The organism is Mycolicibacterium chengduense, assembly GCF_033741155.1.
Taxonomy (GTDB): Bacteria; Actinomycetota; Actinomycetes; order Mycobacteriales; family Mycobacteriaceae; genus Mycobacterium.
Genome location: NZ_JAWQNH010000003.1, coordinates 198,491 through 222,853, shown reverse-complemented (window position 1 = coordinate 222,853; position 24,363 = coordinate 198,491). Strand labels below are relative to the sequence as shown.

The window sequence follows — 24,363 nt, the reverse complement described above, 5'->3', positions numbered from 1 at the left end:
CGTGGAGCGCGGCGGGAGCCGTGCCGCGAGCCCGCGACCGTAGGTCTCACATAACGGGCGACGGCTGTATCGTATGACTCCGTGATCGAGCTCAACAATGTCGCCAAGACATTCGGCGGAAGCGTCCCCGCCCTGCGCGACGTGAGCTTTTCCGTTCCCACCGGGTCCGTGTGCGCGTTGCTGGGGCACAACGGCGCCGGGAAGACGACGACGGTCAAAATCCTCTCGACACTGCTCAAGCCGACATCGGGGCAGGCGATCGTGGCGGGCTACGACGTGGCCACCGAACCGGCGAAGGTGCGCCGCAGCATCGGGGTGACCGGCCAGGATGCGGCCCTGGACCCGCGGCTGACGGGGCGGGAGAACCTGGTGCTGTTCGGGCGCCTGCGGGGCCTGCGCCGCGCCGAGGCCCGCGCCAGGGCCGAGGAGCTGATCACCCAGTTCGACATGGGTCACGCCGCCGACCGCCAGGTCAGCGGCTATTCCGGCGGGATGCGGCGACGCATCGACATCGCCGTATCCCTGGTCGTGATGCCCAAAGTGCTGTTCTTGGACGAACCGACCACCGGACTTGATCCCCGCAGTCGCCGCGACGTCTGGAACCTGGTGTCCTCGTTGAAGGCTCAGGACATCACCGTCCTGCTGACCACCCAGTACCTGGAGGAAGCCGATATCCTCAGCGACTCGATCGTCATCCTCAACCACGGCCAGATCGTGGCGAAGGGCACGGCCGACGAGCTCAAACGCCAGACGGGTAGCGGCTACTGCCAGATGACCGCGGTCAACTCCGACGACCTGCCGCGGATCGCTGCCGCCCTCGCCGACTTCACCGAGGTCGAGGTGGACGCCGACACCAGCACGGTGTCGGTGCCCGCGCCGCAGGGCGTGGCGACCCTGTCGGAGGTGTTCCGCCGGATGGACGGGCTCGGCGTCGAGCTGCTGGACATCTCCCTGCGCCGGCCCTCCCTCGACGAGGTGTTCCTGCACCTCACCACCCCGGTCATCGCGAAGTGACCCCCTTCGCGCTGCTGACTGCACGCGTCGTGCAGAAGGGGACGCTGGATCTGGCTTTCGCGGTGATGGTGCCGATCTCGGGCCTGATCGGTCTGACGTTCCTGCTGCGCGACATCATCCCGACCGGTGGGATGAGTTACGCCCAGTACATCCTGCCGGCCGTGGTGGTCCAGGCCATGTTGTTCGGCGCGCTCACCACGACCGACCGCGCGGCCTGGGAGAAGGCCAGCGGGCTGAGCGCCCGGATGCGTACCCTGCCCATCTCGCCCTACACACCGTTGATGGCCAGGATGGCCTACTGCCTGATCCGCGGCGTGGTGGCGTTGATCGCATCGTTTGCGGCGGCCTACCTGTTCGGTTTTCGGCTGACCACCGGATTCGGTTATGCCGCAGCGTTTGTGGTGCTGGCCCTGACGTTGACGCTGGCGCTGTCGTTCGGCGCGGATGCCACGGGAGCCAAGGCCGGCCGCACCGAGGTGGCCAGCCAGCTGTTGTTGATCCCGCAGCTGCTGCTGGTGATGCTGTCCACCGGGCTCGCCCCGGTCGATGCGTTCCCGTCCTGGCTGCAGGGTTTCGTGCGCTACCAGCCGATCTCGCAGATCACCGAGACGCTGCGCGGCTTCACCAGCGGTCACGTCACGACGGCCAACCTGGCGACCAGCCTGGCGTGGTGCATCGGCATGCTGCTGGTGTTCGGCCCGATCGCCATTCGACTCCAGGGGCGCACGTCATGACAACGGGCTCGGCACACCGGCATTCGCTGCTGGCGGAGAGTTGGATCTTCGCGGGGCGGCTGTTCGTGCAGTGGCGCCGGTACCCGATGGTGCCCCTCCAGGCGTTGCTCTTCCCGACGCTGCTGCTGATCATCTACGGCGCGCTGGTGGGCAAGTCGATGGTCCGGCTGACCGGCAACAGTGGGCTGGATCTGTTGATCCCGGTGTGCACGCTGGCCGGCGCCATGTCCGGCGCCGTCGGGGCCGGCCTGGCGGTGCCGTACGACCGGGACAGCGGCCTGCTCACCCGGCTGTGGTTGATGCCGGTGCACCGGACGGCACCGTTGACCGGTGCCCTGCTGGCCGAGGCGGTGCGCACCTTCGCCGGTTCGGCTGTCGTCGTGGCCACCGGCTACGTGATGGGTTTCCGCTTCGGCGGCGGCTGGGTCGAACTGCTGGGCTATCTGCTGATGCCGGTGATCGTGGTGATGGTGTTCGCGACGGTGGTCATCACGCTTGCGCTGCGCCCGCAGGGCCGCATCATCCTGACCTGGACGCAGACGGCGTGTATGGGTTTGGCCTTCGCGACGCTCATCCCGCTGGACCGGTTGCCGGCCGTGCTGCGCCCGTTGGCCGAGTTCCAGCCGGTGGCGCCGCCGGCGGCGGCCATGCGGGCGTTGTCCTCGGGCGGCAATCCCTGGCAGCCGATGGTGTTGACGGTGCTGTGGGCGGCGCTGATCGCGGCGCTGTTCGTGCCGGTCGCCGTGCGCGGGTACCGGGCGGCGGTCGAAGGCGGCAAACAGGACGGCTGAGCCGTCGGTACCGCCCGGCTACACAGAATCCAGGTCGGGTGCGATCTCGAACCGTGCCGGCATCTGGAATTCCGAGCGTTTCAGCGTCGCGGACAGATAGCCGTACTGGAACGCCAGACCGACCAGCGCGTTGGCCGCCAATTCGGCGGGCGGACGGCGCAACTCGGCGCGCAGCGTCGTCCAGGCCTGCACCGGTGAATGCCGCGGCGCGGCCTGGCCGCCCGCGCCTGCGTCGTTGCGGCTGGCCCACCGGATGTAGGCGTTGCTGTGCCCGTAGCGCTTCCACTGGCTCGCCAGATCCCGCATCGAGGAGCGCGGTTCCCACTCCATCAGCACCCGGGTATCGGTGGCGATCGTGCCCAACCCCTGTTCCTGGATGCGCCAGCAGATATCGAGATCTCCCCCGCCGCGCATCGACCGGAAGCCACCCACCTTCGCGAACGCGACCCGATCGATGCCGAGGTTGGCGGTGGGATAGTAATCCGGTTTGGGCGGCACCATCCCGATGGTGGCCTTCATCGCACCGCCCCCGCGCGGCAGCATGAAGGGCTGCATCGCCGCGGCCATCCGCGCCGCGAGTGTCGGCCCGGAAACCGTGCGGACATTGGTGCAGGACAGCGCGACTTCCGGTTTCTGTTGCAGTGCCCGGTGCGCCTCGATCAGACCAGGCAGCGGTCGGCACCGCCCGTCGGTGAACAGCAGGATGTCTGCCGTGGCCTTGCTCGCCGCTACCTGCCGGGCGTAGTACGGGCCCCGGCTGTCGGTCACCGTCACCACATTGGCGCCCAACGACCGTGCCACCGCTTCGGTTTCGTCGGTGGACGCGTCGTTGACGACGGTGACCCGGTCCCCGTCGGCCAGCTGGTCGAGCAATGGTGCCAGCAGTTTGGGCAGATGGTCGGCCATATTGCGGACCGGGATGATGACCTCGATGGTCTGCTTGGCCATCAGGCGTTCAGCCCGCCCCGGCCGAGGCTGTACACCTGCCATCCGGCGCCAGACCAGTACTCCCGGTCGATCGCGTTCCTGGTGTCGAGCAGGCGTGGCTCCTTGACCACCGACCGGAACGCCACCGGGTCGATAGTGCAGTACTCGTCCCATTCGGTGGCCAGCACGATCAGATCCGCGTTGCGGCAGGCGTCCTCCGCCGTGGCGAAGTACCCGAGTGTCGGGAACCGGGCTTTCGCGTTGTCGATCGCCTTGGGATCGTGCACGCGCACGTCGGCACCCTTGAGGTGCATGGCGGCGGCCACGTTCAACGCAGGCGAATCGCGAACGTCGTCGCTGTTGGGTTTGAACGCCGCGCCCAGGACGGCGATGCTCTTGCCGAGGAACTCCCCGCCGACGAGGTTGCGGGCCACCGAGACGGCCTTCTCGCGCCGGCGCAGGTTGATCTTGTCGACCTCATGCAGGAAGCGCAGCGCGTCGGCGGCACCGAGTTCGCCGGCCCTGGCGCTGAAGGCGCGGATGTCCTTGGGCAGGCAGCCGCCACCGAAACCCAAGCCGGCGTTGAGGAATCGTTTACCGATCCGGTCGTCGTAGCCCAGCGCGCGACTGAGCGTCACCACGTCGGCATCGACGATCTCGCACACCTCGGCCATCGCGTTGATGAACGAGATCTTGGTGGCCAGAAAGGCATTGGCCGCCACCTTGACCAATTCCGAGGTGGGGAGATCGGCCGTCAGGTGTGGCGTGCCGGCATCCAGCAGACTGCCGTAGACCTCTTGCAATGTCTTCTCGGCGTATTCGGAGGTGACCCCGAAGACCAGGCGGTCCGGCTGCAGCGTGTCCTCGATCGCCTTGCCCTCCCGGAGGAACTCGGGATTCCACGCGACCTCGAGCCGGTGCGGCGACGACGTGGCAGCCACCTCGGCGGCCAGGCGCTGCGCCGTGCCGACCGGGACGGTGGACTTGCCGACGATCAGGCCGTCGACATCGGCGTTGACCGCCACCGACCGGAAGGCACTGTCGACATACGCGACGTTGGCAGCGTCCGAACCCGACGACTGTGGCGTCCCGACGCAGACGAAATGCACCGAAGCCCCGGAGACCGCTTCCGCTACGGATTGGGTGAACCGCAACCGGCCGGTGCCGAGCACCTCGGTGAGCAATTCGTCGAATCCGGGTTCGTAGAACGGGGACTTGCCGGTGGCCAGCGCGGCGATCTTGGCGGCGTCGGTGTCGTACGCGACGACCTCGTGTCCGATATGTGCCATGCAGGCGGCGTGGACGGCACCCAGGTAGCCCGTTCCAATGACGCTCATTCTCATCTAGCTGAACTCCAGGCTCTCGCAGTATGGTGCGACCGCACGGGGGGCCATCGGCCGATTGTGGCGAAGCGCCTTCCAGGCCGGATCGGTTGTGCCCGCCACTACTTCTCCTTGCTCGGTCGCAGCTAAGTACATCACACCTCATCACCACCGCTCTTGTCGTGCCGAGGCGGTTGCACGCAACCTCGGCCACGGCGGCGAACGGCGTGCGACGGGGACACGAACCCCAGGTTGCGCCATCGGTCCGAGACCGCCGCGACAGGTCCCGCCACCCCACACACTGCACATTGCCAGGAATAAATTTCGAACTTGCACGCGGCGGCAAGGCAAATGTGAAACCGGCCACATGGACGGACACAACCCGGCCTTTGCGTGACATCGTTGCCGGCAGCAAATTTCGCGCCATGAGCCCACGCAGCCAATCCGGGATTGGTCCGCAAAACTGCCTGGTAGCAGCCATTTCAGCTTGTTAGTGTCCGCTCATGGCTACGTGGGGGCTGTCCAAGGGTCTGCTGTCGCTGGGCCATGCCGGCCCCAGGTCGATGAGGCGCGCTCCGGTCCGGGCGACGGCGCCCGCACGTCCCCCGGTGCCGGTAGCTACGCACAACACCGGAACGAACCCCACCAATCCGCTCACGTGGTGTGCCGCGGTCGCCGAGTACACCGCACTGAGTGTGCAACTGGGCCACGTCAACCGGACCTCCACCGCAGAGATCGTGGGCAATGCCGATGTCAACGTCTCGTTGACCAGCTACGGCAACCGTATCGCGACGGTGTGGCGGACGATCGAAACCATCGGCGCGGGGACGGTGAAACCACGTCGCATCATCCTGTGGCTGGACGACGCCGCCGCCATGGCCGCGCTGCCACCTTCGCTCAAACGCCTGCAGGCCCGCGGTTTGGAAATCCGTCGCTGCCTCGACTACGGCCCCCACAAGAAGTACTTCCCCTACGTCAACGAGATCCTGCCGGATGAGCCTGATCGCACCTTGGTTACCGCCGACGACGACGTCTACTACCCGCCGAACTGGCTCGACGAGCTGTTGAACGCGCACCGCCCGAATCAGGTCACGGCATTTCGGGCACGCATCCGCACCGACGGCCCCTACCGCGACTGGCCGATGTGTGCCACCACCGAACCGTCGGACACCGTCTTCGCAACCGGCACGTCCGGCGTCGCCTATCCCCCGGCCGTGCTGCGCACGCTCAAGGATCACGGTGACGAATTCGCGCAGATCTGCCCGCGCGCCGACGATTTCTGGCTGCACTACGCGGCGATCGCCTCGGGCGTGCCGGTGCGGCAGGTCCGCGCCACGGCGGCGTTGTGGTGGTCGATCCCGGTGTTGTCCAACCACGGGCTGTGGGACGGCACCGGGGACGCCAATGACGCCATCGCGGCGCCGACGCGCCGTGCGTGGTTGCCCGTCTGACCGCGAGGTCGCGCAATCGGCTGCCCGGCGTCGTCCGCGGCAGATGCTCGAGTTCAATCCAGGGAGTGGTGTATGCGACGTATCGGCGAGCTCATCGATCGTGCGCGGTGGAACCTGCGAGAATCCCGCCGCTTCAACAACTCTGAAGACTACTGGGAGCGGCGCTACCGGCTCGGCGGCAACTCGGGGGCCGGCTCGTACAACCGGCTCGCTCGCTTCAAGGCCGATTTCCTGAACAAGTTCGTCGCCAACCACGGGATCGGCAGCGTGATGGAATTCGGATCGGGCGACGGGTCGCAACTGGCACTCGCCGAGTACCCCCACTACATCGGGGTGGACGTCTCCCACACGGTGCTGGCCCACACCCGCGAACTGTTCGCGGCGAACCCGTCGATCGAGTTCCTGCACACCAGCGAGGTCACCGACCAACACCGCGCGGAGCTCGCCCTGTCCCTCGACGTGATCTACCACTTGGTGGAAGACGCGGTGTTCGACGGCTACATGTCCCAATTGTTCGATGCAGCAACGAGGTTCGTGATCGTCTACGCGAGCAACGAGGACAGGCCGTGGTCCTCACCGCACGTCCGGCACCGCCACTTCACCCGGTGGGTCGAGCAGAACCGGCCCGACTTCGCTCTGGTCGAGCACGTCCCGAACGAGTATCCCTATTCCGATCAGGACCCGGAGCAGACCAGCTTCGCCGACTTCTTCGTCTTCGAACGGCGCGCCTGACGGCTTGGGCGATGGTGGGGCCCAGGCGTTGACAGTCCGGGTGCCTCGTCGGGACGTCAGGGCGTAGCCGGCGTACCGATCACGGGATGCGCCACGCGCGGGTGACCATCGACGCGTTGGCCGCCGCCTGACCGAAATCGGTATCGGCATCGTCGTCGTCCACGTCGTCATACCAGTCGGCATCGCGTGTCCCGGCGCCCGCCGCGGCACCCACGGGCACCGGCTGCCGCCGCAGCCGGGTCGCCTTCTTCTTGGTGGGCGGCGCGGCGGGCCACCAGTTCTTGTCACCGAGCAGCACCGCGATGGCGGGCACGGTGATGGTGCGCACCAGGAAGGTGTCCAGCAATAGGCCGATCCCGATGATGAAACCGGTCTGGACCACCGCCGCGATGCTGCTGACCGTCAGCGCCAGCATCGACGCGGCGAAGATGAGGCCTGCCGAGGTGATGACGCCACCGGTGGCACCGACGGTGCGGATGACCGCGGCGCGCATCCCGCGGTGCGCCTCCTCCTTGATCCGGGAGATCAGCAGCAGGTTGTAATCGGCCCCGACCGCCACCAGCACCAGAAAGGTGACGCCGGGGGTGTTCCAGAAGATCGGTTGTTTCAGCAGGAACTGGAACACGACGACGGTGATGCCCAACGCCGACATATAGGACAGCACCACGGTCAGCACCAGGTACAGCGGCGCCAAAATGGCCCGCAGCAGCACAACCAGGATGAAGAACACCACGATCAACGTCACCAGGACGATGTAGCGGATATCGGCGTTGTAGTAGTCGCGGATATCGTTCTGCCCGCGGGTGAACCCGACCATGGTGATGTCGGCGTCGGCCAGCGTGGTGTTGGGCCGGGCGCTCTTGGCCGCCGCGATGATGTCCTCGACCTGATCCATGGCTGCCGTGCCGAACGGGTCGAGCGCGGTTTGCACCAGGTACCGGGCGGTGTGCCCGTCCTGCGAGATGAACAGCTTGGCCGCCTTCTCGAACTCCGGCCTGGTGAGAATCTGCGGTGGGATATAGAAGCCGGACATCGACGGGTCGGCCGCATCGCGTTTCATCGCCAGCAGGAAGTCCGACGCCTGGCCGAGGCCGCCGCCCATCTGCCGGGTCTGATCGACCAGCAGTTTGACACCCTGGGCCAGCTTCTCGCTGGAGTCGGCGAGCAGGTTGGCACCCTTGGTCAGCGTCTCGAGTTGAGACTTGAGCGCCACCGGGTCGGTGGCCTTCAACTCGTCGGCCGCCGTCAGAGCGGTGTTCAGGTTGCTGTCGATGCCCGAGAGCTGGTCGTGCAGCGAGGCGTCGTCGGTGTTCTCCAGGTCTTGGGCGGCCACCTTGAGCTGCATCATGGTGCCGTCTTGATAGGCGTTGAGCAGACTGGTCATATCGGTGCGCACCGCCCGGCAAGCCGGATCGATCGAGCACCACGGCACCGCGTTGAGCACCTGCAGCGCCGGCTGCAGCCACACCGCGTTGGTGACGACGGCGTCCATCCCGATGCCGACCTGTTTGCCGAGATTGCGCAGCCCGTCCACCAGCTGGGCGCTGGCGCTGGCCCGCTTGATGGTGCCGGTGCCGCCGTACTCCTTGTCGATCTCGACGAGCGCGCTGAGCATGGTGTTCAGCGGGCCCGCCGACTGCAGCACCTGTTCCCTGAGCTTGTTCAGCGCGTCGGCGAGCTGGCGGGAACCGTCGGTCAGCGCGGTCAGGTTGCTGTCGTTCTGCGAGATGAGGTTGGTGGCCTCTTCCATCTTCTCGCCGACCTCACCGGCCTGATGCGTGGCCCTGGCCTCGGTGAGCATCTCACCGTTGGGCCGGGTGATACCGCGGACGGCGGCGATATTCGGCAACTGCGCCACCCGGGCGGCCATCTGCTCCATATCGGCCAGCGCCCGCGGAGACCGCAGATCCTGTGTGTCTGAGTGGATCACGATGAACTGCTGCATCGAGTTGCTCACCGGGAAGTGCGCGTTCATCGTCTCGTAGGAGTCGTTGCTGGTCGATTTCACCGGCAGGTTCTTGCGGTCGTCGTAGTTGAAGTCCACCAGCAGAGCGCAGCTGGCCAGCGAGATGAGCACGATCAGGCTGCAGATCAGGTTGAGCCAGGGCCGGCGCACGATGTTCACGCCGGACAGCCGCCAGAACCGGCCGGTGATGTCCTTACGCGGGTTGACCCAACCGCGCCGGCCCGCCAGCACGATGAACGCGGGCAGCAACGTCACCGAGGACAGGAAGCCGACGAAGATGGTGACGGCCAGCGCGGGCCCGATCGTCGAGAAGACGGCCAGCTGAGTGAACATCAGCGACATGAAGGTGATCGCGACGGTGCCCGCCGAGCCCGCGATCACCTCGCCGATCGACACCAACGCAGCGACCACGGCCTGGTCGGAGGCCATGCCGCCGCGCAGATACTCCTGATATCGACTGAACAGGAAGACGGCGTAGTCGATGCCGGCACCGATCATCATGCCGGTGATCAGCATGAGCGTCTGCGGCCCCAGTCCGAGGCCGATCAGCCCGAGGCCCGCGATGACTTGCTGCGCGGTGGCCAGGGAGATCCCGATGGTCAGCAGCGGGATGAGCATCGCGACGATGTTGCGATAGACGATGATCAGGATCAGCAGCACCGTGATGACGGTGGACAACTCGATGATGTGCTGATCACGCAGCGCGATGCCGGTGACATCCTCCATGGTCGCGGCGGCACCGACGACGCTCGGTTTCAGCGTCGTGTTCGCCGTGACCTCGTTGATGATCTTCATGGCGTCCCGGTACGCCTTCTGACCCTGGCTGGTGCCCATGGTGCCGTAAAGGCTGACCGGCAGGTTGAACGCCTTATTGTCCTTGCTGGTCATCGCCGGCTTCAGCTCGGGGATGTGGACGAAGTCCTGGGTGCCGATCACCACATCGGACTTGGCCCGCAGCTTGTCCACCAAGGTCCGATAGGTGGCCTCGTCGTCCTTGGTCAGCCCGTTGTCGTCGACCAGGACGACGGCGATCATGTTGCTGGCGCCGGCCTCGTTGAACGCATTCTTCATCTGGTTACCGGCGGCCAGCACGGGGGCGTCCTTGGGCCAGAAATCCGGCGGATTGCGCGCCGCGACCGTCGCCAACGGCGGCAGCGCAGCGAACAACGCGCCGGCGATGACCACCCAGGTGGCGATCATGAGCACCGGGTGGCGGACGATCAGCCGGCCACTGCCCGTCAAGAAGGCGTGGGCGCTCACCTTGGGACGTTTGAACATTGCGGACCAGGCTACAGGTTTCCGCTGCTGAGTTGACCGCGCGAGGGGCAATATCGACGCAGTCCAGCAATCTTCTCAGGTTCTTTATACATTGGCGTCTCCGGAAACCGAGCGGCGCGCTGACCGCGTGCGGAGAACGGCATCGACGCTGAACACCGCCAGTGCGATCCAAATCAGTGCAAACCCGAGCCAGCGCGCGGGCGGCATCGGCTCATGGCCGACCAGCACACCCCACGTCATTTGCATGATCGGCGTCAGGTAGAACAGCAGTCCCATTGTCACCATCGGCAGGCGCTGCGCCGCGGCAGCGAACAACAACAGTGGGATTGCGGTCAGCACACCCGCCAGCATGAGCAGCACGACGTGCGCTGCACCGTGCCCGGTGAAGGTGCCTGCACCCGAGGACTGCAGCACGACGAGATAGCCCAGAGCAAACGGCGCCGCCAGCCCGGCCTCGACGCCGACGCTGACCCGCGGGTCGGCGTCCACCGTCTTCTTCACCGCACCGTAGAGCCCGAAGGACAGCGCCAGCCCCAGCCCGATATACGGCAGCGCGCCGACCTCCACCGTCAGCACCACGACCGCCACCACCGCGATGGCCAACGCGGCCAGCTGCGCGCGGTTGAGCCGCTCCCGGAAGATCAGCACCCCGAGCGCCACCGTCACCAGCGGGTTGATGAAGTAGCCCAACGCGGCATCCACCACGTGGCCGTTGTTGACGGCGTACACATAGATCGCCCAGTTCGCCGAAATCAGGGCCGACGCGCCGCTCAACAACAGCCAGGTGCGCCCGGACATCCTGCGCAGGTCCCCGAGCCGCCCGACCACGGCGATCACCACCGCCATCAGCAGCAGGCTCCAGACGATCCGGTGCGCCAGGATTTCGACGGCGCCGGCCGGCTTGAGCAGCGGGAAGAACGCCGGGAACAGCCCCCAGGTCCCGTATGCGCCGGCACCGAAGAGCAACCCGGCCCGCCTGACCCGCTCGCTTGGCTGCGACGTCACCTCAGTGGTCGCGCAGGACGTCGAGGGCGTGCTGCAGATCGGCGGGGTACGGGCTGGTGATCTCGATCCACCTGCCGTCGGCGGGATGCGCGAAGGCCAGCGAGCGGGCGTGCAGCCACTGCCGCTCCAGCCCGAGCTTCTTGGCCAGGGTCGGATCGGCGCCATAGGTCAGGTCACCGCAGCACGGATGGTGCAGCGCCGAAAAGTGCACCCGGATCTGGTGCGTGCGACCGGTTTCCAGGTGCACGTCCAGCAGACTGGCCGCGACGTGGGCTTCGATGGTGTCGTAGTGGGTGACGCTGTTGCGGCCGCCCTCGGTGACCGCGAACTTCCAGTCGTGCCCGCGGTGCCGGCCGATCGGGGCGTCGATGGTGCCGCTGGACGGATCGGGGTGACCCTGGACCAGCGCGTGGTAGCGCTTATCCACGGTGCGCTGTTTGAACGCGCGCTTGAGCACCGTGTACGCCCGCTCCGAGATGGCCACCACCATGACCCCCGAGGTGCCGACGTCCAGCCGGTGCACGATGCCCTGCCGTTCGTGCACACCCGAGGTGGTGATCCGGTAGCCCGCCGCCGCCAGCCCGCCCAGCACGGTGGGACCGGTCCAGCCGACCGACGCGTGCGCGGCGACGCCGGCGGGTTTGTCGACGGCGACGATATCGGCGTCGGAGTAGAGGATTGTCATCCCCTCGATATCGACCGGGGTGTTCTCGATCGGCGCCGGGGCGTCCGGGATGCGCACCTCCAACCAGGCGCCGGCCGTCAGCTTCTCCGATTTCCCGGCGGTCACCCCGTCGAGTTCCACGCCGCCCTCTTCGGCGATCGCCGCCGCCGCCGTGCGGGACAGCCCGAGCAGCCGGGCCAAGCCGGCGTCCACCCGCATGCCCGCCAGCCCCTCGGGCACCGGCATCGAGCGGGTGGTCACTCCGGTGAATCCGTGTCGGTCGCCGGCCCGCCGGCAGGCTTCTGCGCCGGCTCGTCCGGCTGGCGCCGTCCGTCGGTATCGGATGCGCCGTCCGGCTGGCGCCGTCCGTCGGTATCAAAATCGAAGCCGAACAGCGACAGCACCACCAGCAGGATCGCCCCGCCGACCACCGCCGGGTCGGCCACGTTGAACACCGGCCACCAACCGATCGACAGGAAGTCGACGACGTGGCCGCGCAGCGGGCCGGGCGAGCGGAAGAAGCGGTCCACCAAATTGCCCAGCGCACCGCCCAGGATCATGCCCAGCCCCAGCGCCCACCACGGCGAGACCAGCCGTCGACCCATCCAGATGATGCCGACCACCACGCCGGCCGCGATCAGGGTGAGCACCCAGGTGTAGCCGGTGGCCATGGAGAACGCCGCACCCGAATTACGGACCAGCGTCCACGTCACGGTGTCGCCGATGATCGATACCGGCTGGCCCGGGGTCAGCAGGTGTACTGCAAGCACCTTGGTGACAACGTCGAGCGCCAGCACCACCCCGGCGACGGTGAGCAGCAGACGCATCCGCCGGCGCGGGCCGGCGGTGCCGGCCTGCTCAGGGCCCACCGGCGCGGCCGCGTCGGTTGCGGGTGTGGCGCTCGGCCCGGCCGGTGTTTCGTCAGTCACCCGACCATCATCCCAAACGACGCGGCAGTGATGTGGAACGCGCCGCCCGATACGGCGGCGGTGCCGGATGCGCCGCCCGATACGACGGACGGCCGCGGCCCATCGCGGTTACTCGGTGCCCTGATAGAGGCCGGCCAGGTAGTCCTGCCAGTCCAGGCTGTCCACCGGATCGGCGCGAGTGATCTCGTCGTCGTCATCGGCGAAGGTCCTGGCCACACCCGGCCCGCTGGCCCGTGTCTCGAACCGGACCGTCATCACCCCGTGGCCGGCGCCCTGCAACCAGCCGTGCCCGTAACGCCGGTGTGCCACATCGTCGCCGACGCGCCACGGGACGGGCACCGACGGCGCCGGGGCCGACGGCGCCCCCGGGTGCTCGGCGATATCGTCGTGCACCTGGTCGAGGTCGGGGAACAACGACTCCTGCTGCACCTGCGACAACCCCGAAAAGCCCACGCCGACAAGGCGTATGGGGCCGACGTCGACGGGGTCGAGCAACAGCCGGCGGGCGGTGGCGATCAGGGTGGCCGCGTCGGTGGTGGCGTACGGCAGGGTGGCCGACCGGGTCAGGATGCTCATATCCGCCTTCCGCAACTTGACGGTGACGGTGCGGGCACCCCGGCCGTCCTTGGTCAGTCGCCGGTGCGCGTGTTCGCCGATCGGGCCGGCGGCCTCGCGCAGCTGGTCGAGGGTGCGCAGATCCTCGGCGAACGTCGACTCGGCGCTGATCTGCTTGGCCTCGGCACGTTCGGCCACCGGGCGGTCGTCGATGCCCCGCGCCAACCGGTGCAGCGCCGGACCCACGGTGCCGCCCAGGATGTCGGCGACCTCGCCGTCGGTGAGCGCGGCGAACGCGCCGATGGTCTCGATGCCGAGCCGGTTCAACTTCTCCTCGGCGACCGGCCCGATTCCCCACAGCCGCCGCACCGGCAGTCCGTCCAGCAGGGCCCGCTCGGCGCTGCGCTCGATCACCCGGATACCGTCCGGCTTGGCCAAACCCGAGGCGATCTTGGCGACCTGTTTGCCCGAACCCGCGCCGACCGATGCCACCAGACCGGTTTCGGCCAACACCTTCGCACGCAACGCGGCGCAGAAACTCTCGACGTCGATAGCCGTCGCGCCGGCCAATTCGGCCGGCTCCCCGAACGCCTCGTCGAATGACAGCTGCTCGAGCACCGGCACCACCGAACGCACCGTGTCGAACACGCGGCCACTGGCCACCCCGTAGACCGCGCCGCGCGGCGGCAGCACCACCGCCGGCGAGCCGACCAGCCGGCGGGCTTGGTGCATCGGCATCGCCGAACGTGCGCCGTATACCCGGGCCTCGTAACTGGCTCCGGCCACCACGCCGCGCCCGCCCAGCCCGCCGACCAGGACCGGCCTGCCCCGCAGGGTGGGCCGGGTGAGCTGCTCCACGGACGCGAAGAACGCGTCCATATCCAGATGCAGGACCCAGCGCTCCACAACCGTCGATGCTAGGGGTCGCATCCGACGTGCTGGAGCCACCGGTGGCCGCCCGGCGGAGGTGACTACGCTGACTGCCCATGGACGATGTGCCCATCCGCGACGAGACGATCCGCCTGGGACAGTTCCTCAAACTGGCCGGCCTGATCGACACCGGCTCGGACGCCAAGTCCGTGATCGCCGACGGCCTGGTCCGCGTCAACGACGAGGTGGACACCCGCCGTGGCAGGCAGTTGCAGCCCGGTGACGTGGTGTCCTTCGCCGGCCGCGCGGCGCGGGTCGCCCGGCCCTGAGCCGGACGGGCGCGACGATCACGCCTTGGCCAGCGCCACCCGCACCCCGTCACCGATCTCGCTGCCGTCGGGCAGGCCGTCCGCGTCGACCACCTCGAAGCTGGTGGCCAGCACTTCCCCGGCGATCAGCTCACGGTGCGTGTCCGCCCATGCGGCCAGCCGCGGCGGCACCGCCATCACCACCGTGATGCGGTCGGACACGTCCAGGCCGGTGGCCTTGCGCAACTCCTGTAACTCCCGGATACGGTCCTTGGCCCAGCCCTCGGCCTCCAGCTCGGGGGTGACGGTCCCGTCCAGTACCACCAACCCGGCGCCGTCGGGCAGGGCAGCCGTCCACTCCGGTTCGGCGGCAACGAGTTTGGCGGTGTACTCACCCTCAAGCAGCACGGCGGGCCCGGCGGTCAGCGTCCCGTCCGGATTGACCACACCCGCACCGGCCTTCACCGCCTTGATGGCGGCCTGCACATCCTTGCCGATCCGCGGACCGGCCACCCGGGCGTTGACGGCGAGCTCGAACCGGCCGTAGGCGTCGATATCGTCGGTGAACTCGACCGCCTTGACGTTGAGCTCATCGGCGATCAGCTCGGCAAAAGGCGCCAGCGCGGCCGGATCGGCCACCGCCACGGTCAGTTTCGGCAGCGGCAACCGCACCCGCAGCTTCTTGGCCTTGCGCAGCGAGGACCCCGTCGAGCACACCTCGCGCACCTGGTCCATGGCCGCCACCAGGTCCGGATCGGCAGGCAGCAGGTCGGGTTCGGGCCAGTCGGTCAGATGCACCGACCGCTCCCCCGTCACCCCACGCCAGATCACCTCCGACACCAGCGGCAGCAGCGGCGCGGCCAGCCGGCCGGTCACCTCGAGCACCGTGTGCAGCGTGTCGATGGCCTCGGCGTCCTCCTCCCAGAACCGTGAACGTGACCGTCGCACATACCAATTGGTCAGCGCCTCGGTGAACTGGCGCAGCTGCTCACACGCCCCGGAGATATCGCAGACATCCAGCGAGGCCGTCAGATCGTCGCGCAGTGCGGCCAGTTTGGCCAGGATGTAGCGGTCCAGCACGTGGGTGGAGTCGGTGCGCCACACACCGCGCTGCGGCGCGTACAGCGTGAGGAACGAGTAGGCGTTCCAGAACGGCAGCTGCACCTGACGCACGCCCTCGCGGATCCCCTGCTCGGTGACGATCAGGTTGCCGCCGCGCAGGATCGGTGAGGCCATCAGGAACCAGCGCATGGCGTCGGACCCGTCGCGGTCGAACACCTCGGAGACGTCCGGGTAGTTGCGCAGCGACTTGCTCATCTTCTGACCGTCGTTGCCCAGCACGATGCCGTGCGCCACACAGGTTTTGAACGCGGGCTTGTCGAAGAGTGCGGTGGCCAGCACATGCATGGTGTAGAACCAGCCGCGGGTCTGCCCGATGTACTCGACGATGAAATCGCCGGGAAAGTGCGGCGTTTCCGTTGCACTACCGTCGAACCAGTCGGCGTTCTCGAACGGGTAATGCACCTGCGCGTACGGCATCGAACCCGAGTCGAACCACACGTCGAACACGTCCTCGATCCGGCGCATGGTGGACTTGCCGGTCGGGTCGTCGGGATTGGGCCGGGTCAACTCGTCGATGTAGGGCCGGTGCAGATTGTCCGGGCGCACCCCGAAATCCCGCTCCAGCTCGTCCAGGCTGCCGTACACGTCGATGCGCGGATATGCCGGGTCGTCGGACTTCCAGACCGGGATGGGACTGCCCCAGTAGCGGTTTCGCGAGACCGACCAGTCCCTGGCGTTGGACAGCCACTTGCCGAACTGGCCGTCCTTGACGTGCTCGGGATACCAGGTGATCTGCTGATTGAGTTCCACCATGCGGTCCCGGAACTCGGTGACCTTGATGAACCAGGACGACACCGCGCGGTAGATCAGCGGGTTGCGGCAGCGCCAGCAGTGCGGGTAGGAGTGCTCGTAGGTCTCGTGGCGGAACAGGACGGCGCCGTTCACGCCGGCCGACCCGGTGCCGTTCTTCAGATCGCGGATGATCTGCGCGTTGGCCTCGAACACGTGCTGTCCGGCGTAATCGGGCACGGTGGCGTCGAACCGGCCCTTGGAGTCCACCGGGGTGACCGCGACGATATCGGCGGTGTCGGCGGTGGCCTTGTCGTCTTCGCCATAAGCCGGGGCCATGTGCACGATGCCGGTGCCGTCATCGGTGCTCACGAAATCGGCGGCCAGCACCTGGAACGAGTTGACGGCGTCGGCGAAGTACGGGAACGGCGGGGTGTAGTGCGTGCCGACCAGTTCAGCGCCGGTGAAGCTGCCGACCACCACCGGCTCCTCGCCGAGTTCGCGGGCGTAGGCGGCCAGCCGGGGCTCCGCCAGCACGTAGCGGTGCCCGTCCGGGCCTTCCACCACGACGTAGCTGATCTCGGGGTTGACCGCGACGGCCTGGTTGGACGGCAGCGTCCACGGCGTGGTGGTCCAGATCAGCAGGTAGTTGCCCGCGACCGGGCCGTCGGTGGCCTTGAACCCGACCGTGAGCGCCGGGTCCTGCCGGCTCTGATAGACATCATCGTCCATCCGCAGTTCATGGTTGGACAGCGGCGTCTCGTCATTCCAGCAGTACGGCAGCACCCGGTTGCCCTCGTACGCCAGGCCTTTGTCCCACAGCTGTTTGAACGCCCAGATCACCGACTCCATGAAGCCCAGATCCAGGGTTTTGTAGTCGTTGTCGAAATCGACCCAGCGGGCCTGCCGGGTCACATACGCGCGCCACTCGTCGGAGTATTTGAGCACCGATGCGCGGCAGGCGTCGTTGAACTTCTCGATGCCCATCTGCTCGATCTGGGCCTTGTCGGCGATGCCGAGCTGGCGCTGCACCTCGAGTTCGGCGGGCAGACCGTGGGTGTCCCAGCCGAATCGGCGGTCCACCTTGTAGCCGCGCATGGTGCGATAACGCGGGACGATGTCCTTGACGTAGCCGGTGAGCAGGTGGCCGTAGTGCGGCAGCCCGTTGGCGAACGGCGGGCCGTCGTAGAAGACGTACTCGGGAGCCCCGTCACGCCGTTCGATGCTGGCCCGGAAGGTGTCGTCGGCGGCCCAGAACTTCAGGACGTCGCCTTCCAGCGCGGGGAAGTTGGGCGATCCGCCCGCCGGTTTCGGGTAGGTGGCCACGACATGTCTCCTGTGCCAAATACGTCAGGCACGGGGACGATCGCCGCGCAGGTGCGCGAGCGCCGCGGTACCACCCCGCTTGCGCACCGACGGTGCGCCACTCGATACGGGCGATGACGGGCCCACCCGTTCGGTTCTACTCGGCAGCAGGATCGCGTCCTGACGGCGTTTCTTCCGAAGGCTCCCCGGTGATGGCCGGATCGACGCCGTTGGCAGCGAGTTTAGCGCCAGGTGCGATCAGGCGACCTCGCGGGCGGTGGGAACCGCCTCGGAGGTGACCTCGATCAGCGCCAGCGCGAACTGCTCGGTGAGCTCCTCCACGGTGTAGGCCTCGAACCGCCGGGTGTCGTACCACCAGTCCAGCGCAACCACGCCGGCGTCGCGGTAGGCCCGTAGCTCAAGCGCGTGGCCCAGGCCGGGGATGATGTCGGTCGCTGAGCCCGAGCCGGTGTAGCTGAACGCCACCTCGGCACCGGACCACCTGCCGTCGGCGATCGCCGCACGCACCGCCGTCAGCAGTTCGGTGGCATCGACCTCGGCGGGGGCGACACACGGCACGCCAACGCCGTAGCGCGTGGCGGCGCCCTCCACCATGAAGTCCACGGCCAGCACGCCAGCACCGGCGGTGCGCTGCACCGTCCGCCCCAGCGCGGCGAGCAGGATGACCTCGACGGGCACGCCGAGATGTCGGCTGGCGCCGTCGAGTTCATCGCTGAGCAGCTGGGACAACGGCGCCGCCAGCCGACCGAGGTCATCCGGCAGCGGAGCACCCTCGGCGTCGTAGTCGGTCAGCGTCGGTGTGACGGCCGAGCCGACGGCAACCACGTCGAGCGGGACGGCGGCAGGAGAAGGGGCGAATTCGCCGGTGCCGACGTGGTCTGTGAAAAGTGGAGCAACCATGTGCACCAGACTACGGCCTGTGTCCCATAAATGGGACACGACTCCCTAAACTGTGACGGCAGTGTCAATTAAGAATTCACTGTCCGAAAAATGGTTGCTAGCGCCCATTGACGGGATGCCGTTATGGTGAACGGGTGCCTCGTACCGATGAGAACGGTCGCCAACTGAAGGCGTTGCTGGATTACCTGCTCGACGGTGACGTCGAAGCCAAGGACATCTACGACGCGCTGGGCATCTCCAGCAGCACGTATTACCGACGCATCAAGGAGGCCAGCTACCCCGACGCCGAGGAGCTGCGCCAGGTCGCGGACCGTTTTTCACTGAGTTATCCGGATCTGCAAATTCGCTTCGGCCTCATGAGCCGCCAAGAGGTGTGGAACTACATCGAGTCCACGCCCTTCACCGTCACCGCCGTGAAGGAGGCGGTGCGCGAGGACGTCCGAACAGACACCGCCATCCGGCGACAAACCCGCACGCCGCGACTTTCCGAATTGTCGCCACGTAGCGACGCGCCGCCCCTGTAGGCAGTAGTATTTGCTGACCGGTTCCCAGCTCGAAGGCCACCACAGATGCAACTCACCGTACTCATTGCCATCACTTTGGTGTGTATTGCGTGGAGCTTGTGGATCCGTCGCGTCACCTGGTCGAGCCGCTGGGAAGTTGCCGCGACGCTGAACATCGCCCTGCAGGGCATGGCGGTGCTGCTGATGTCGCCGCTGGCCTCCGAAACCGTCGGCAAGCTGCTGCACAGTATGACCGGCATGTGGAATCTCGAGGACTACATCGGCCACGACTGCTATATCGTCGCCGCGTCCGCAATCGTCTACAACGCCGTCGGCCGGCTGCAGGACGACCACTCCCTGCAGCGTGCCTTCAAGCAGTACATCGAACGGCCGGCCACGCTGTGCATCCCGCTGATGCTGGCCGCCTTCTCGCTGGGCAACGGCGCCACCGTGTACCGTCCCGATTTCTTCGAGGTGCCCACCGACTTCTGGCTCAGCCTGTACTGGCTGATGGTCTGCGGCATGCTCATCTACTTGCTCAGCTACGGCGTCCGTGCCCTGCTGGTGCTGCGCAAGGACCCCAAGTCGCGCAAGATCGCCACCGTGTACCTGGCGGCCTCGGTCAGCGGGATTCTGGCCTGCGCCGTCCGGATCGTCACCGCCTACGTCGTACCGCTGCAGATCTGGGACGGCGGCACGCTGGTGTGGATCGGCGCCTGCGGGTGCGCCGCCGGTTTCGCGCTCACCTCGGCGTACTCCTGGCAGGTCAAGACGAAGTGGTTCACCAAGGCCGGACGCTGACGTCCGGTCGGCTGACCGACCCATCGGCCGAATAGACTTGCGCCTCATGAGAATCGTTGTGGCCGTACACGGCACGCGTGGTGACGTCGAGCCCTGCGCCGCGGTCGCCCGCGAACTGCGCACGCGCGGCCACGAGGTGAAACTCGCTGTCCCGCCCAACCTCATCGGATTCGTCGAATCGGTCGGTCTCGGGCCGGCGGCCGCCTACGGGGTGGACTCCCAGAAGCAGGTGGAAAGCGAGGCCTTCCAGAACTATTGGAAGGTGAAGAACCCCGTCGCCGCGATCCGCGACGGTATCGCCTACTACACCGACGGCTGGGCTGATATGAATGCCACGCTCACCGACCTGGCCGCCGATGCCGACATCATCCTGACCGGCACCACCTATCAGGAGGTCGCCGCCAACGTCGCGGAGCACTACGACATCCCGATGGCCGCCCTGCACTATTTTCCGGCCCGTCCGAACAGTCACCTGCTGCCGCTCCCGTTGCCGTCGTGGGCCATCAAACCGGGTTTCGCGGTGGGCGAATGGGCCTTGTGGCGGCTGGGCAAGTCCGCCGAGGATGCCCAGCGCCGCACCCTCGGGCTGCCGGCCACCACCATCCGGTCCGCGAAACGGATCGTGGCGGCCGGCGCCTTGGAGATCCAGGCCTACGATCCCACCTTCTTTCCCGGCCTTGACCAGGAGTGGGGCGGCAGCCGCCCCCTGGTCGGCGGTATCACCCTGCAATTGGAGACCGCCGTCGACGACGAGGTGATGTCCTGGATCGGCGCGGGCACCCCACCGATCTACTTCGGTTTCGGGAGCATGCCGGTGCGCTCGCCCGCCGATGCGGTGGCGATGATCACCGACGTATGTGCCGAACTCGGCGAGCGGGCGCTGATCAGCGCGGGCGTCTGGGAACTCGACCAGCTGCCCGAGGCCGACCACGTCAAGCTGGTCGGCGCGGTCAACCATTCGGCGGTCTTTCCGGCCTGCCGCGCGGTGGTGCACCACGGCGGCGCCGGCACCACCGCCGCCGGTGCCCGCGCCGGGGTGCCCACCCTGGTGCTGTGGGTGTCCGCCGATCAGCCGGTGTGGGCCCGCGCGGTGCGCAAGCTGAGAATCGGTACCTCGCAACGCTTTACCTCGATGACGAAGAAGTCGCTCACCACCGCGCTGCGCGCCGTGCTGGATCCCGACGTCGCGCGCCGCGCCCGCGACTTCGCCGCGGGCATGACCACCCCGGCGCAGAGCGTTGCCACGGCGGCCGACCTCATCGAGCACGCGTCCCGCGCGGTGCAGGCCGGCTGACTCAGACCTCGAAGTGGGCCGGCAGCCCGAAATCGTCCAGCGCGCCGGCCAGCGCGGCCCGCATCGCGGCCCGGGAATTGTCCCCGCCGGCGGTCCAGCCGCCCGCCGCGACGAACACCCGGCCGTGCACCCGGCCCGACACCAACCCTAGATAGCCGTTCATCTGGTTGAGTTCGCGCGAGGTGATCCGCGGCTCCAGCAGCCGCAGCGACAGGTGGTCGGCGTCGGTGCCATCCGGCCGGTTGACCGCGGGATCCAGGTCGCCCATGTTCGAGCATCCGATGGGGCTGTTGACCGACACGACCATGGCCTCCAGCCTGCGTACCAGCACCTTCGGGGTGAGCGGGGTGAGCGGCAGCGGCCCCATCAGCTTGGCCGACATCTCCGCGGACTCCGACAGCGCCTGCTTCATGGCCACCCGCACCCCGGCCAGGTCACGGGTCACCACGGCCGGGTCGGCCGTCATCTGGGTGGCGATCAGCGCGTTGGCCCGGGTGTCCCCCGGCGTCCGTTCGCTCACCGGCCAGGACAGGGTGACCAAGCCGTCGGCGCCCAGCCGGCCCCGCCGGGCACCGAGCCGGGCAGCCAAGCCTGCGAACAACGAATTACTGGTACCGCCAAGTGATTTCGCGATGCGATCCCATTCGGTGATATCGATGAAGGCCGACACGTTGGGCGCCACCACCGGGCGGTCGTCACCGGTCTGCGGCGGTGCCGACATGGTCTGGAACGAGGTGGCCAGGTCGGCGCGCTCGCTGCGAGCCACCGCGACCGTGGCCGCGACCGCCCGCCCCATGGACGGCACGGCCCGAAACACGGCCCGGGCGTCCTCACGCAGCGCCCGTGACCGGGTCCGGGAGCCGGGTGGCGGATAGCCGAGCCCGCGATCCACCCCGTTGACCGCATCCGTGACCGCGATCGTGAAGCCCTGCCCGTCGGCCACCGAATGCGACGCGATCAGGCTCACCGCGGCACCGCCGTCGGTCAGCGGCTGCAGGCCGAGGCGCCACGACGGACCGGCACCCGGATCCACCGGCAGCGCGACGTGCTCGTCCAGGAAATCCCACACCTGCGCGCTGGAGCGTTCGGCCGAGGCGAGGTCGATCCCGGCCGGGCCCGGCGCGGCCACCCAGCGGTGCCTGCCGATCGGCAGCGGCGAGCGTTCGATGCGCCGCCCCAGCAGGCCACCGGCCAGATTGCGGTGGAATCGCCGCAGTCCCTCCATGTCCACCGGCCGCCGGTAGATCCAGATGTACTGCATGATCGGCCCGCGGCCCAACGCCTGCAGACCGTGGAACGACGCCTGATCGATATAGGCGAGGGTGTTGTCGGGCTCTGCCACGGCGCCGGCCTAGGCCGACTGCACTTTGTCGTCGACCCGGGTGAACTCCCGATTGCGATACTGCTCGGCGCACGAGGAGCGGCGTACCTTACCGCTGGTGGTCAACGGGATCGAGCCGCTGGGCACCAGCACCAGGTCCGCCGCACTGATCCCGTGGTTCTCCGAAACCGCCGTCGCCACATCGTTTTTGAGCGCCTCGAGCCGCTCATCGGTGAACTCGCCGTTGCGGTTCTTGATCTCGATGAACGCCACCAGTTGCTCGGTGCGGTCCTCCTCGACGGAGAACGCGGCCACCCGGCCACCGGTGATCTCGGTGATGGTCGACTCGATATCGTCCGGGTAGTGGTTGCGGCCGCGCACGATCAGCAGGTCCTTGATCCGGCCGATGATGAACAGGTCGCCCTCGGAGATGACCCCGAGATCACCGGTGCGCAGCCACGGACCGGCAGGCGTGCCTTCGCTGGGCTCGACGATCATGGCCTTGAACACCCGCTCGGTCTGCTCCGGCTTGCGCCAGTAACCCACGCAGTTGTTCTCGCCGTAGGTCCAGATCTCGCCGATGATGCCGGCCGGGCATTCCACGCCGGTTTCGGGATCCACGATCCGGACCAGCGGTGTGGTCTCGGTGCCGTAGCTGACCAGTGCGGTGCCGTCCTCCAGTGCGCAGCGCTCCGCGTGCCCGGCGGCCAGCTTGTCGGAGTCGAAGGCGACCACCACCGGAGGACTGCCGGCCGCACGGGTGGCGACGTAGAGGGTGGCCTCGGCCAGGCCGTAGGACGGCTTGAGCACCTCGGGGTTGAAGTTGAACTTGGCGAACCGTTTCGCGAAGCGGCGCAGCGTGGCCTCGTGCACCCGCTCGGCACCGCTGACCAGGGCGGCCACCCCGCCGAGGTCCAATCCGGCCATATCCTCGTCGGTGGTGCGGCCCGCGGCCAGTTCGAAGGCGAAGTTGGGGCCGGCGGTCAGCACATTCGGGTAGCTCGCCATCATCTGCACCCAGCGGGCCGGCTTGGCCGTGAACGCCATCGGGGTGGTGAACACGGTGTGCCAGCCGCCCAGGATGGGATAGCCGATCCCGAAGAGCAGGCCCATATCGTGGTAGAACGGCAGCCAGATCGCCACCGTCGTGCCCGCGGGCGCAATGTGTCCGAACGCCCCGAACTGGTCGTACACGAACTGCTCGAAGTTCGCGGACACGTTGGCGTTGGTGACCATCACGCCGGCCGGCGTGCGGGTGGACCCGGAGGTGTACTGCAGGTAGGCGGTCTCCGGGAACTCCTCGCGGGACTTCAGGTTCTTGCGCCGCTCGTCGAGGTCGAGCTTGTCCACCTCGACGATGACCGGGGCTGGTCGATCCGCCGAGGCGACGGCGTACGCGGTGAGCGACTCGGTGACCGGCGACGTGGTCAGCAGGATGGTCGGGTCCGAGTCGGCGATGACGGCCGCGATGCGCTCGTCGTGCCGGCCGCCCTTACCTGCCTGCGGCACCGACAGCGGAACACCGATCAGCCCGGCCTGCAGCGTGGCAAGGAAGGCGATGACATATTCCAGGCCCTGCGGGGCGACGATGACGGCGCGGTCGCCGATCTCGGCGATCTGACGGAGCTCCCAGGCCAGGCTGTGCACCTTGCGGTACAGCTGCGCCCAGGTCAGGCTGATCGCGACGCCCTCGGGGTCAACCTCGTAGTTCAGGTAGGTGTACGCCAGGTCGTCCGGCTGCAGGCTGGCGCGTTCGCGCAGCACACCGACGAGGGAACTCTGTGTCATGGACATCAACCTTTATCAGTCATCACGGTGTAC

At 67.6% G+C, this 24,363-nt stretch carries 20 protein-coding genes; 9 read left to right on the top strand and 11 right to left on the bottom strand.

What is annotated here, in order from left to right; all coding sequences use genetic code 11:
• The first annotated feature begins 81 nt into the window (after window positions 1-81).
• From SBI67_RS11445 to SBI67_RS11435, 3 genes are read left to right on the top strand one after another with little or no spacing between them, the layout of a single operon-like run.
• Window positions 82-1,014, top strand: coding sequence for an efflux ABC transporter ATPase subunit, DrrA-related (locus tag SBI67_RS11445; RefSeq protein ID WP_318980681.1), 933 nt, complete (start codon window positions 82-84; stop codon window positions 1,012-1,014).
• Entirely contained in the window at window positions 1,011-1,748 is a 738-nt protein-coding gene (locus SBI67_RS11440) for an ABC transporter permease (protein WP_318980680.1), read from the top strand. Before SBI67_RS11445 ends, SBI67_RS11440 begins: the two co-directional genes overlap by 4 nt.
• Window positions 1,745-2,539: an ABC transporter permease gene (locus tag SBI67_RS11435; RefSeq protein WP_318980679.1), complete on the top strand. Its 795-nt coding sequence runs from the start codon at window positions 1,745-1,747 to the stop codon at window positions 2,537-2,539. The genes SBI67_RS11440 and SBI67_RS11435 overlap by 4 nt, the downstream gene beginning before the upstream one ends.
• A gap of 18 nt (window positions 2,540-2,557) precedes the next feature.
• Here SBI67_RS11435 and SBI67_RS11430 read toward each other — a convergent pair whose 3' ends face one another.
• Both SBI67_RS11430 and SBI67_RS11425 read right to left on the bottom strand, forming a co-directional pair.
• Window positions 2,558-3,487 (bottom strand): glycosyltransferase family 2 protein, encoded by a 930-nt coding sequence (locus SBI67_RS11430; protein ID WP_318980678.1) that lies wholly within the window; start codon window positions 3,485-3,487, stop codon window positions 2,558-2,560.
• Complete coding sequence (locus SBI67_RS11425; protein ID WP_318980677.1) at window positions 3,487-4,809, bottom strand: UDP-glucose dehydrogenase family protein; 1,323 nt, start codon at window positions 4,807-4,809, stop codon at window positions 3,487-3,489. The genes SBI67_RS11430 and SBI67_RS11425 overlap by 1 nt, the downstream gene beginning before the upstream one ends.
• 482 nt (window positions 4,810-5,291) lie before the next feature.
• On the opposite strand from SBI67_RS11425, the gene SBI67_RS11420 reads away from it, so the two are divergent.
• Both SBI67_RS11420 and SBI67_RS11415 read left to right on the top strand, forming a co-directional pair.
• Window positions 5,292-6,239, top strand: coding sequence for a hypothetical protein (locus SBI67_RS11420; protein ID WP_318980676.1), 948 nt, complete (start codon window positions 5,292-5,294; stop codon window positions 6,237-6,239).
• 72 nt (window positions 6,240-6,311) lie between these two features.
• A complete protein-coding gene (locus SBI67_RS11415) occupies window positions 6,312-6,971 on the top strand; it encodes a class I SAM-dependent methyltransferase (RefSeq protein ID WP_318980675.1) in 660 nt (219 codons plus the stop codon).
• A 79-nt stretch (window positions 6,972-7,050) separates the two neighbouring features.
• Here the strand turns inward: SBI67_RS11415 and SBI67_RS11410 are convergent, their stop codons facing one another.
• The 5 genes from SBI67_RS11410 to SBI67_RS11390 all read right to left on the bottom strand — a co-directional run bounded on the left by SBI67_RS11410 (window position 7,051) and on the right by SBI67_RS11390 (window position 14,298).
• Window positions 7,051-10,215: an MMPL/RND family transporter gene (locus SBI67_RS11410; protein WP_318980674.1), complete on the bottom strand. Its 3,165-nt coding sequence runs from the start codon at window positions 10,213-10,215 to the stop codon at window positions 7,051-7,053.
• A gap of 84 nt (window positions 10,216-10,299) precedes the next feature.
• The gene (gene rarD, locus SBI67_RS11405) at window positions 10,300-11,220 is read right to left on the bottom strand and encodes an EamA family transporter RarD (RefSeq protein ID WP_318980673.1); all 921 of its coding nucleotides are present in this window, start codon (window positions 11,218-11,220) and stop codon (window positions 10,300-10,302) included.
• Between the two features lies 1 nt (window position 11,221).
• Window positions 11,222-12,145 carry an RluA family pseudouridine synthase gene (locus SBI67_RS11400; RefSeq protein ID WP_318980672.1) on the bottom strand — a complete coding sequence of 308 codons (924 nt, stop codon included), beginning with the start codon at window positions 12,143-12,145 and terminating at the stop codon, window positions 11,222-11,224.
• Window positions 12,142-12,813: a signal peptidase II gene (lspA, locus tag SBI67_RS11395; RefSeq protein WP_413232458.1), complete on the bottom strand. Its 672-nt coding sequence runs from the start codon at window positions 12,811-12,813 to the stop codon at window positions 12,142-12,144. Before lspA ends, SBI67_RS11400 begins: the two co-directional genes overlap by 4 nt.
• 108 nt (window positions 12,814-12,921) lie before the next feature.
• Window positions 12,922-14,298, bottom strand: a complete 1,377-nt coding sequence (locus SBI67_RS11390; protein ID WP_318980671.1) for a DNA polymerase IV — start codon at window positions 14,296-14,298, stop codon at window positions 12,922-12,924.
• Between the two features lie 56 nt (window positions 14,299-14,354).
• On the opposite strand from SBI67_RS11390, the gene SBI67_RS11385 reads away from it, so the two are divergent.
• On the top strand, window positions 14,355-14,567 hold the full coding sequence (locus SBI67_RS11385) for an RNA-binding S4 domain-containing protein (RefSeq protein ID WP_318980670.1): 213 nt from the start codon (window positions 14,355-14,357) through the stop codon (window positions 14,565-14,567).
• An 18-nt stretch (window positions 14,568-14,585) separates the two neighbouring features.
• Here the strand turns inward: SBI67_RS11385 and ileS are convergent, their stop codons facing one another.
• Both ileS and SBI67_RS11375 read right to left on the bottom strand, forming a co-directional pair.
• Window positions 14,586-17,723, bottom strand: coding sequence for an isoleucine--tRNA ligase (gene ileS / locus SBI67_RS11380; RefSeq protein WP_318980669.1), 3,138 nt, complete (start codon window positions 17,721-17,723; stop codon window positions 14,586-14,588).
• Between the two features lie 237 nt (window positions 17,724-17,960).
• Window positions 17,961-18,623, bottom strand: a complete 663-nt coding sequence (locus SBI67_RS11375) for a hypothetical protein (RefSeq protein WP_318980668.1) — start codon at window positions 18,621-18,623, stop codon at window positions 17,961-17,963.
• 134 nt (window positions 18,624-18,757) lie between these two features.
• On the opposite strand from SBI67_RS11375, the gene SBI67_RS11370 reads away from it, so the two are divergent.
• From SBI67_RS11370 to SBI67_RS11360, 3 genes are read left to right on the top strand one after another with little or no spacing between them, the layout of a single operon-like run.
• Window positions 18,758-19,147, top strand: a complete 390-nt coding sequence (locus tag SBI67_RS11370) for an XRE family transcriptional regulator (protein ID WP_318980667.1) — start codon at window positions 18,758-18,760, stop codon at window positions 19,145-19,147.
• Window positions 19,148-19,192: 45 nt separating this feature from the next.
• Entirely contained in the window at window positions 19,193-19,927 is a 735-nt protein-coding gene (locus tag SBI67_RS11365; protein ID WP_318980666.1) for a hypothetical protein, read from the top strand.
• A 46-nt stretch (window positions 19,928-19,973) separates the two neighbouring features.
• On the top strand, window positions 19,974-21,221 hold the full coding sequence (locus tag SBI67_RS11360; RefSeq protein ID WP_318980665.1) for a glycosyltransferase: 1,248 nt from the start codon (window positions 19,974-19,976) through the stop codon (window positions 21,219-21,221).
• A 1-nt stretch (window position 21,222) separates the two neighbouring features.
• Here SBI67_RS11360 and SBI67_RS11355 read toward each other — a convergent pair whose 3' ends face one another.
• Both SBI67_RS11355 and SBI67_RS11350 read right to left on the bottom strand, forming a co-directional pair.
• Window positions 21,223-22,563 carry a hypothetical protein gene (locus SBI67_RS11355; RefSeq protein WP_318980664.1) on the bottom strand — a complete coding sequence of 447 codons (1,341 nt, stop codon included), beginning with the start codon at window positions 22,561-22,563 and terminating at the stop codon, window positions 21,223-21,225.
• A gap of 9 nt (window positions 22,564-22,572) precedes the next feature.
• Window positions 22,573-24,330 (bottom strand): AMP-binding protein, encoded by a 1,758-nt coding sequence (locus SBI67_RS11350; protein WP_318980663.1) that lies wholly within the window; start codon window positions 24,328-24,330, stop codon window positions 22,573-22,575.
• Window positions 24,331-24,363: the final 33 nt, after the last annotated feature.

Bases quoted from the DNA above. Each gene is read 5' to 3' on its own strand.
- SBI67_RS11365 (WP_318980666.1), top strand. From the start codon at position 19,193: ATGCAACTCACCGTACTCATTGCCATCACTTTGGTGTGTATTGCGTGG.
- SBI67_RS11390 (WP_318980671.1), bottom strand. From the start codon at position 14,298: ATGCGACCCCTAGCATCGACGGTTGTGGAGCGCTGGGTCCTGCATCTG.
- SBI67_RS11425 (WP_318980677.1), bottom strand. From the start codon at position 4,809: ATGAGAATGAGCGTCATTGGAACGGGCTACCTGGGTGCCGTCCACGCC.
- SBI67_RS11435 (WP_318980679.1), top strand. From the start codon at position 1,745: ATGACAACGGGCTCGGCACACCGGCATTCGCTGCTGGCGGAGAGTTGG.
- SBI67_RS11420 (WP_318980676.1), top strand. From the start codon at position 5,292: ATGGCTACGTGGGGGCTGTCCAAGGGTCTGCTGTCGCTGGGCCATGCC.
- SBI67_RS11375 (WP_318980668.1), bottom strand. From the start codon at position 18,623: ATGGTTGCTCCACTTTTCACAGACCACGTCGGCACCGGCGAATTCGCC.
- SBI67_RS11350 (WP_318980663.1), bottom strand. From the start codon at position 24,330: ATGACACAGAGTTCCCTCGTCGGTGTGCTGCGCGAACGCGCCAGCCTG.
- SBI67_RS11430 (WP_318980678.1), bottom strand. From the start codon at position 3,487: ATGGCCAAGCAGACCATCGAGGTCATCATCCCGGTCCGCAATATGGCC.
- SBI67_RS11415 (WP_318980675.1), top strand. From the start codon at position 6,312: ATGCGACGTATCGGCGAGCTCATCGATCGTGCGCGGTGGAACCTGCGA.
- SBI67_RS11385 (WP_318980670.1), top strand. From the start codon at position 14,355: ATGGACGATGTGCCCATCCGCGACGAGACGATCCGCCTGGGACAGTTC.
- SBI67_RS11360 (WP_318980665.1), top strand. From the start codon at position 19,974: ATGAGAATCGTTGTGGCCGTACACGGCACGCGTGGTGACGTCGAGCCC.
- SBI67_RS11410 (WP_318980674.1), bottom strand. From the start codon at position 10,215: ATGTTCAAACGTCCCAAGGTGAGCGCCCACGCCTTCTTGACGGGCAGT.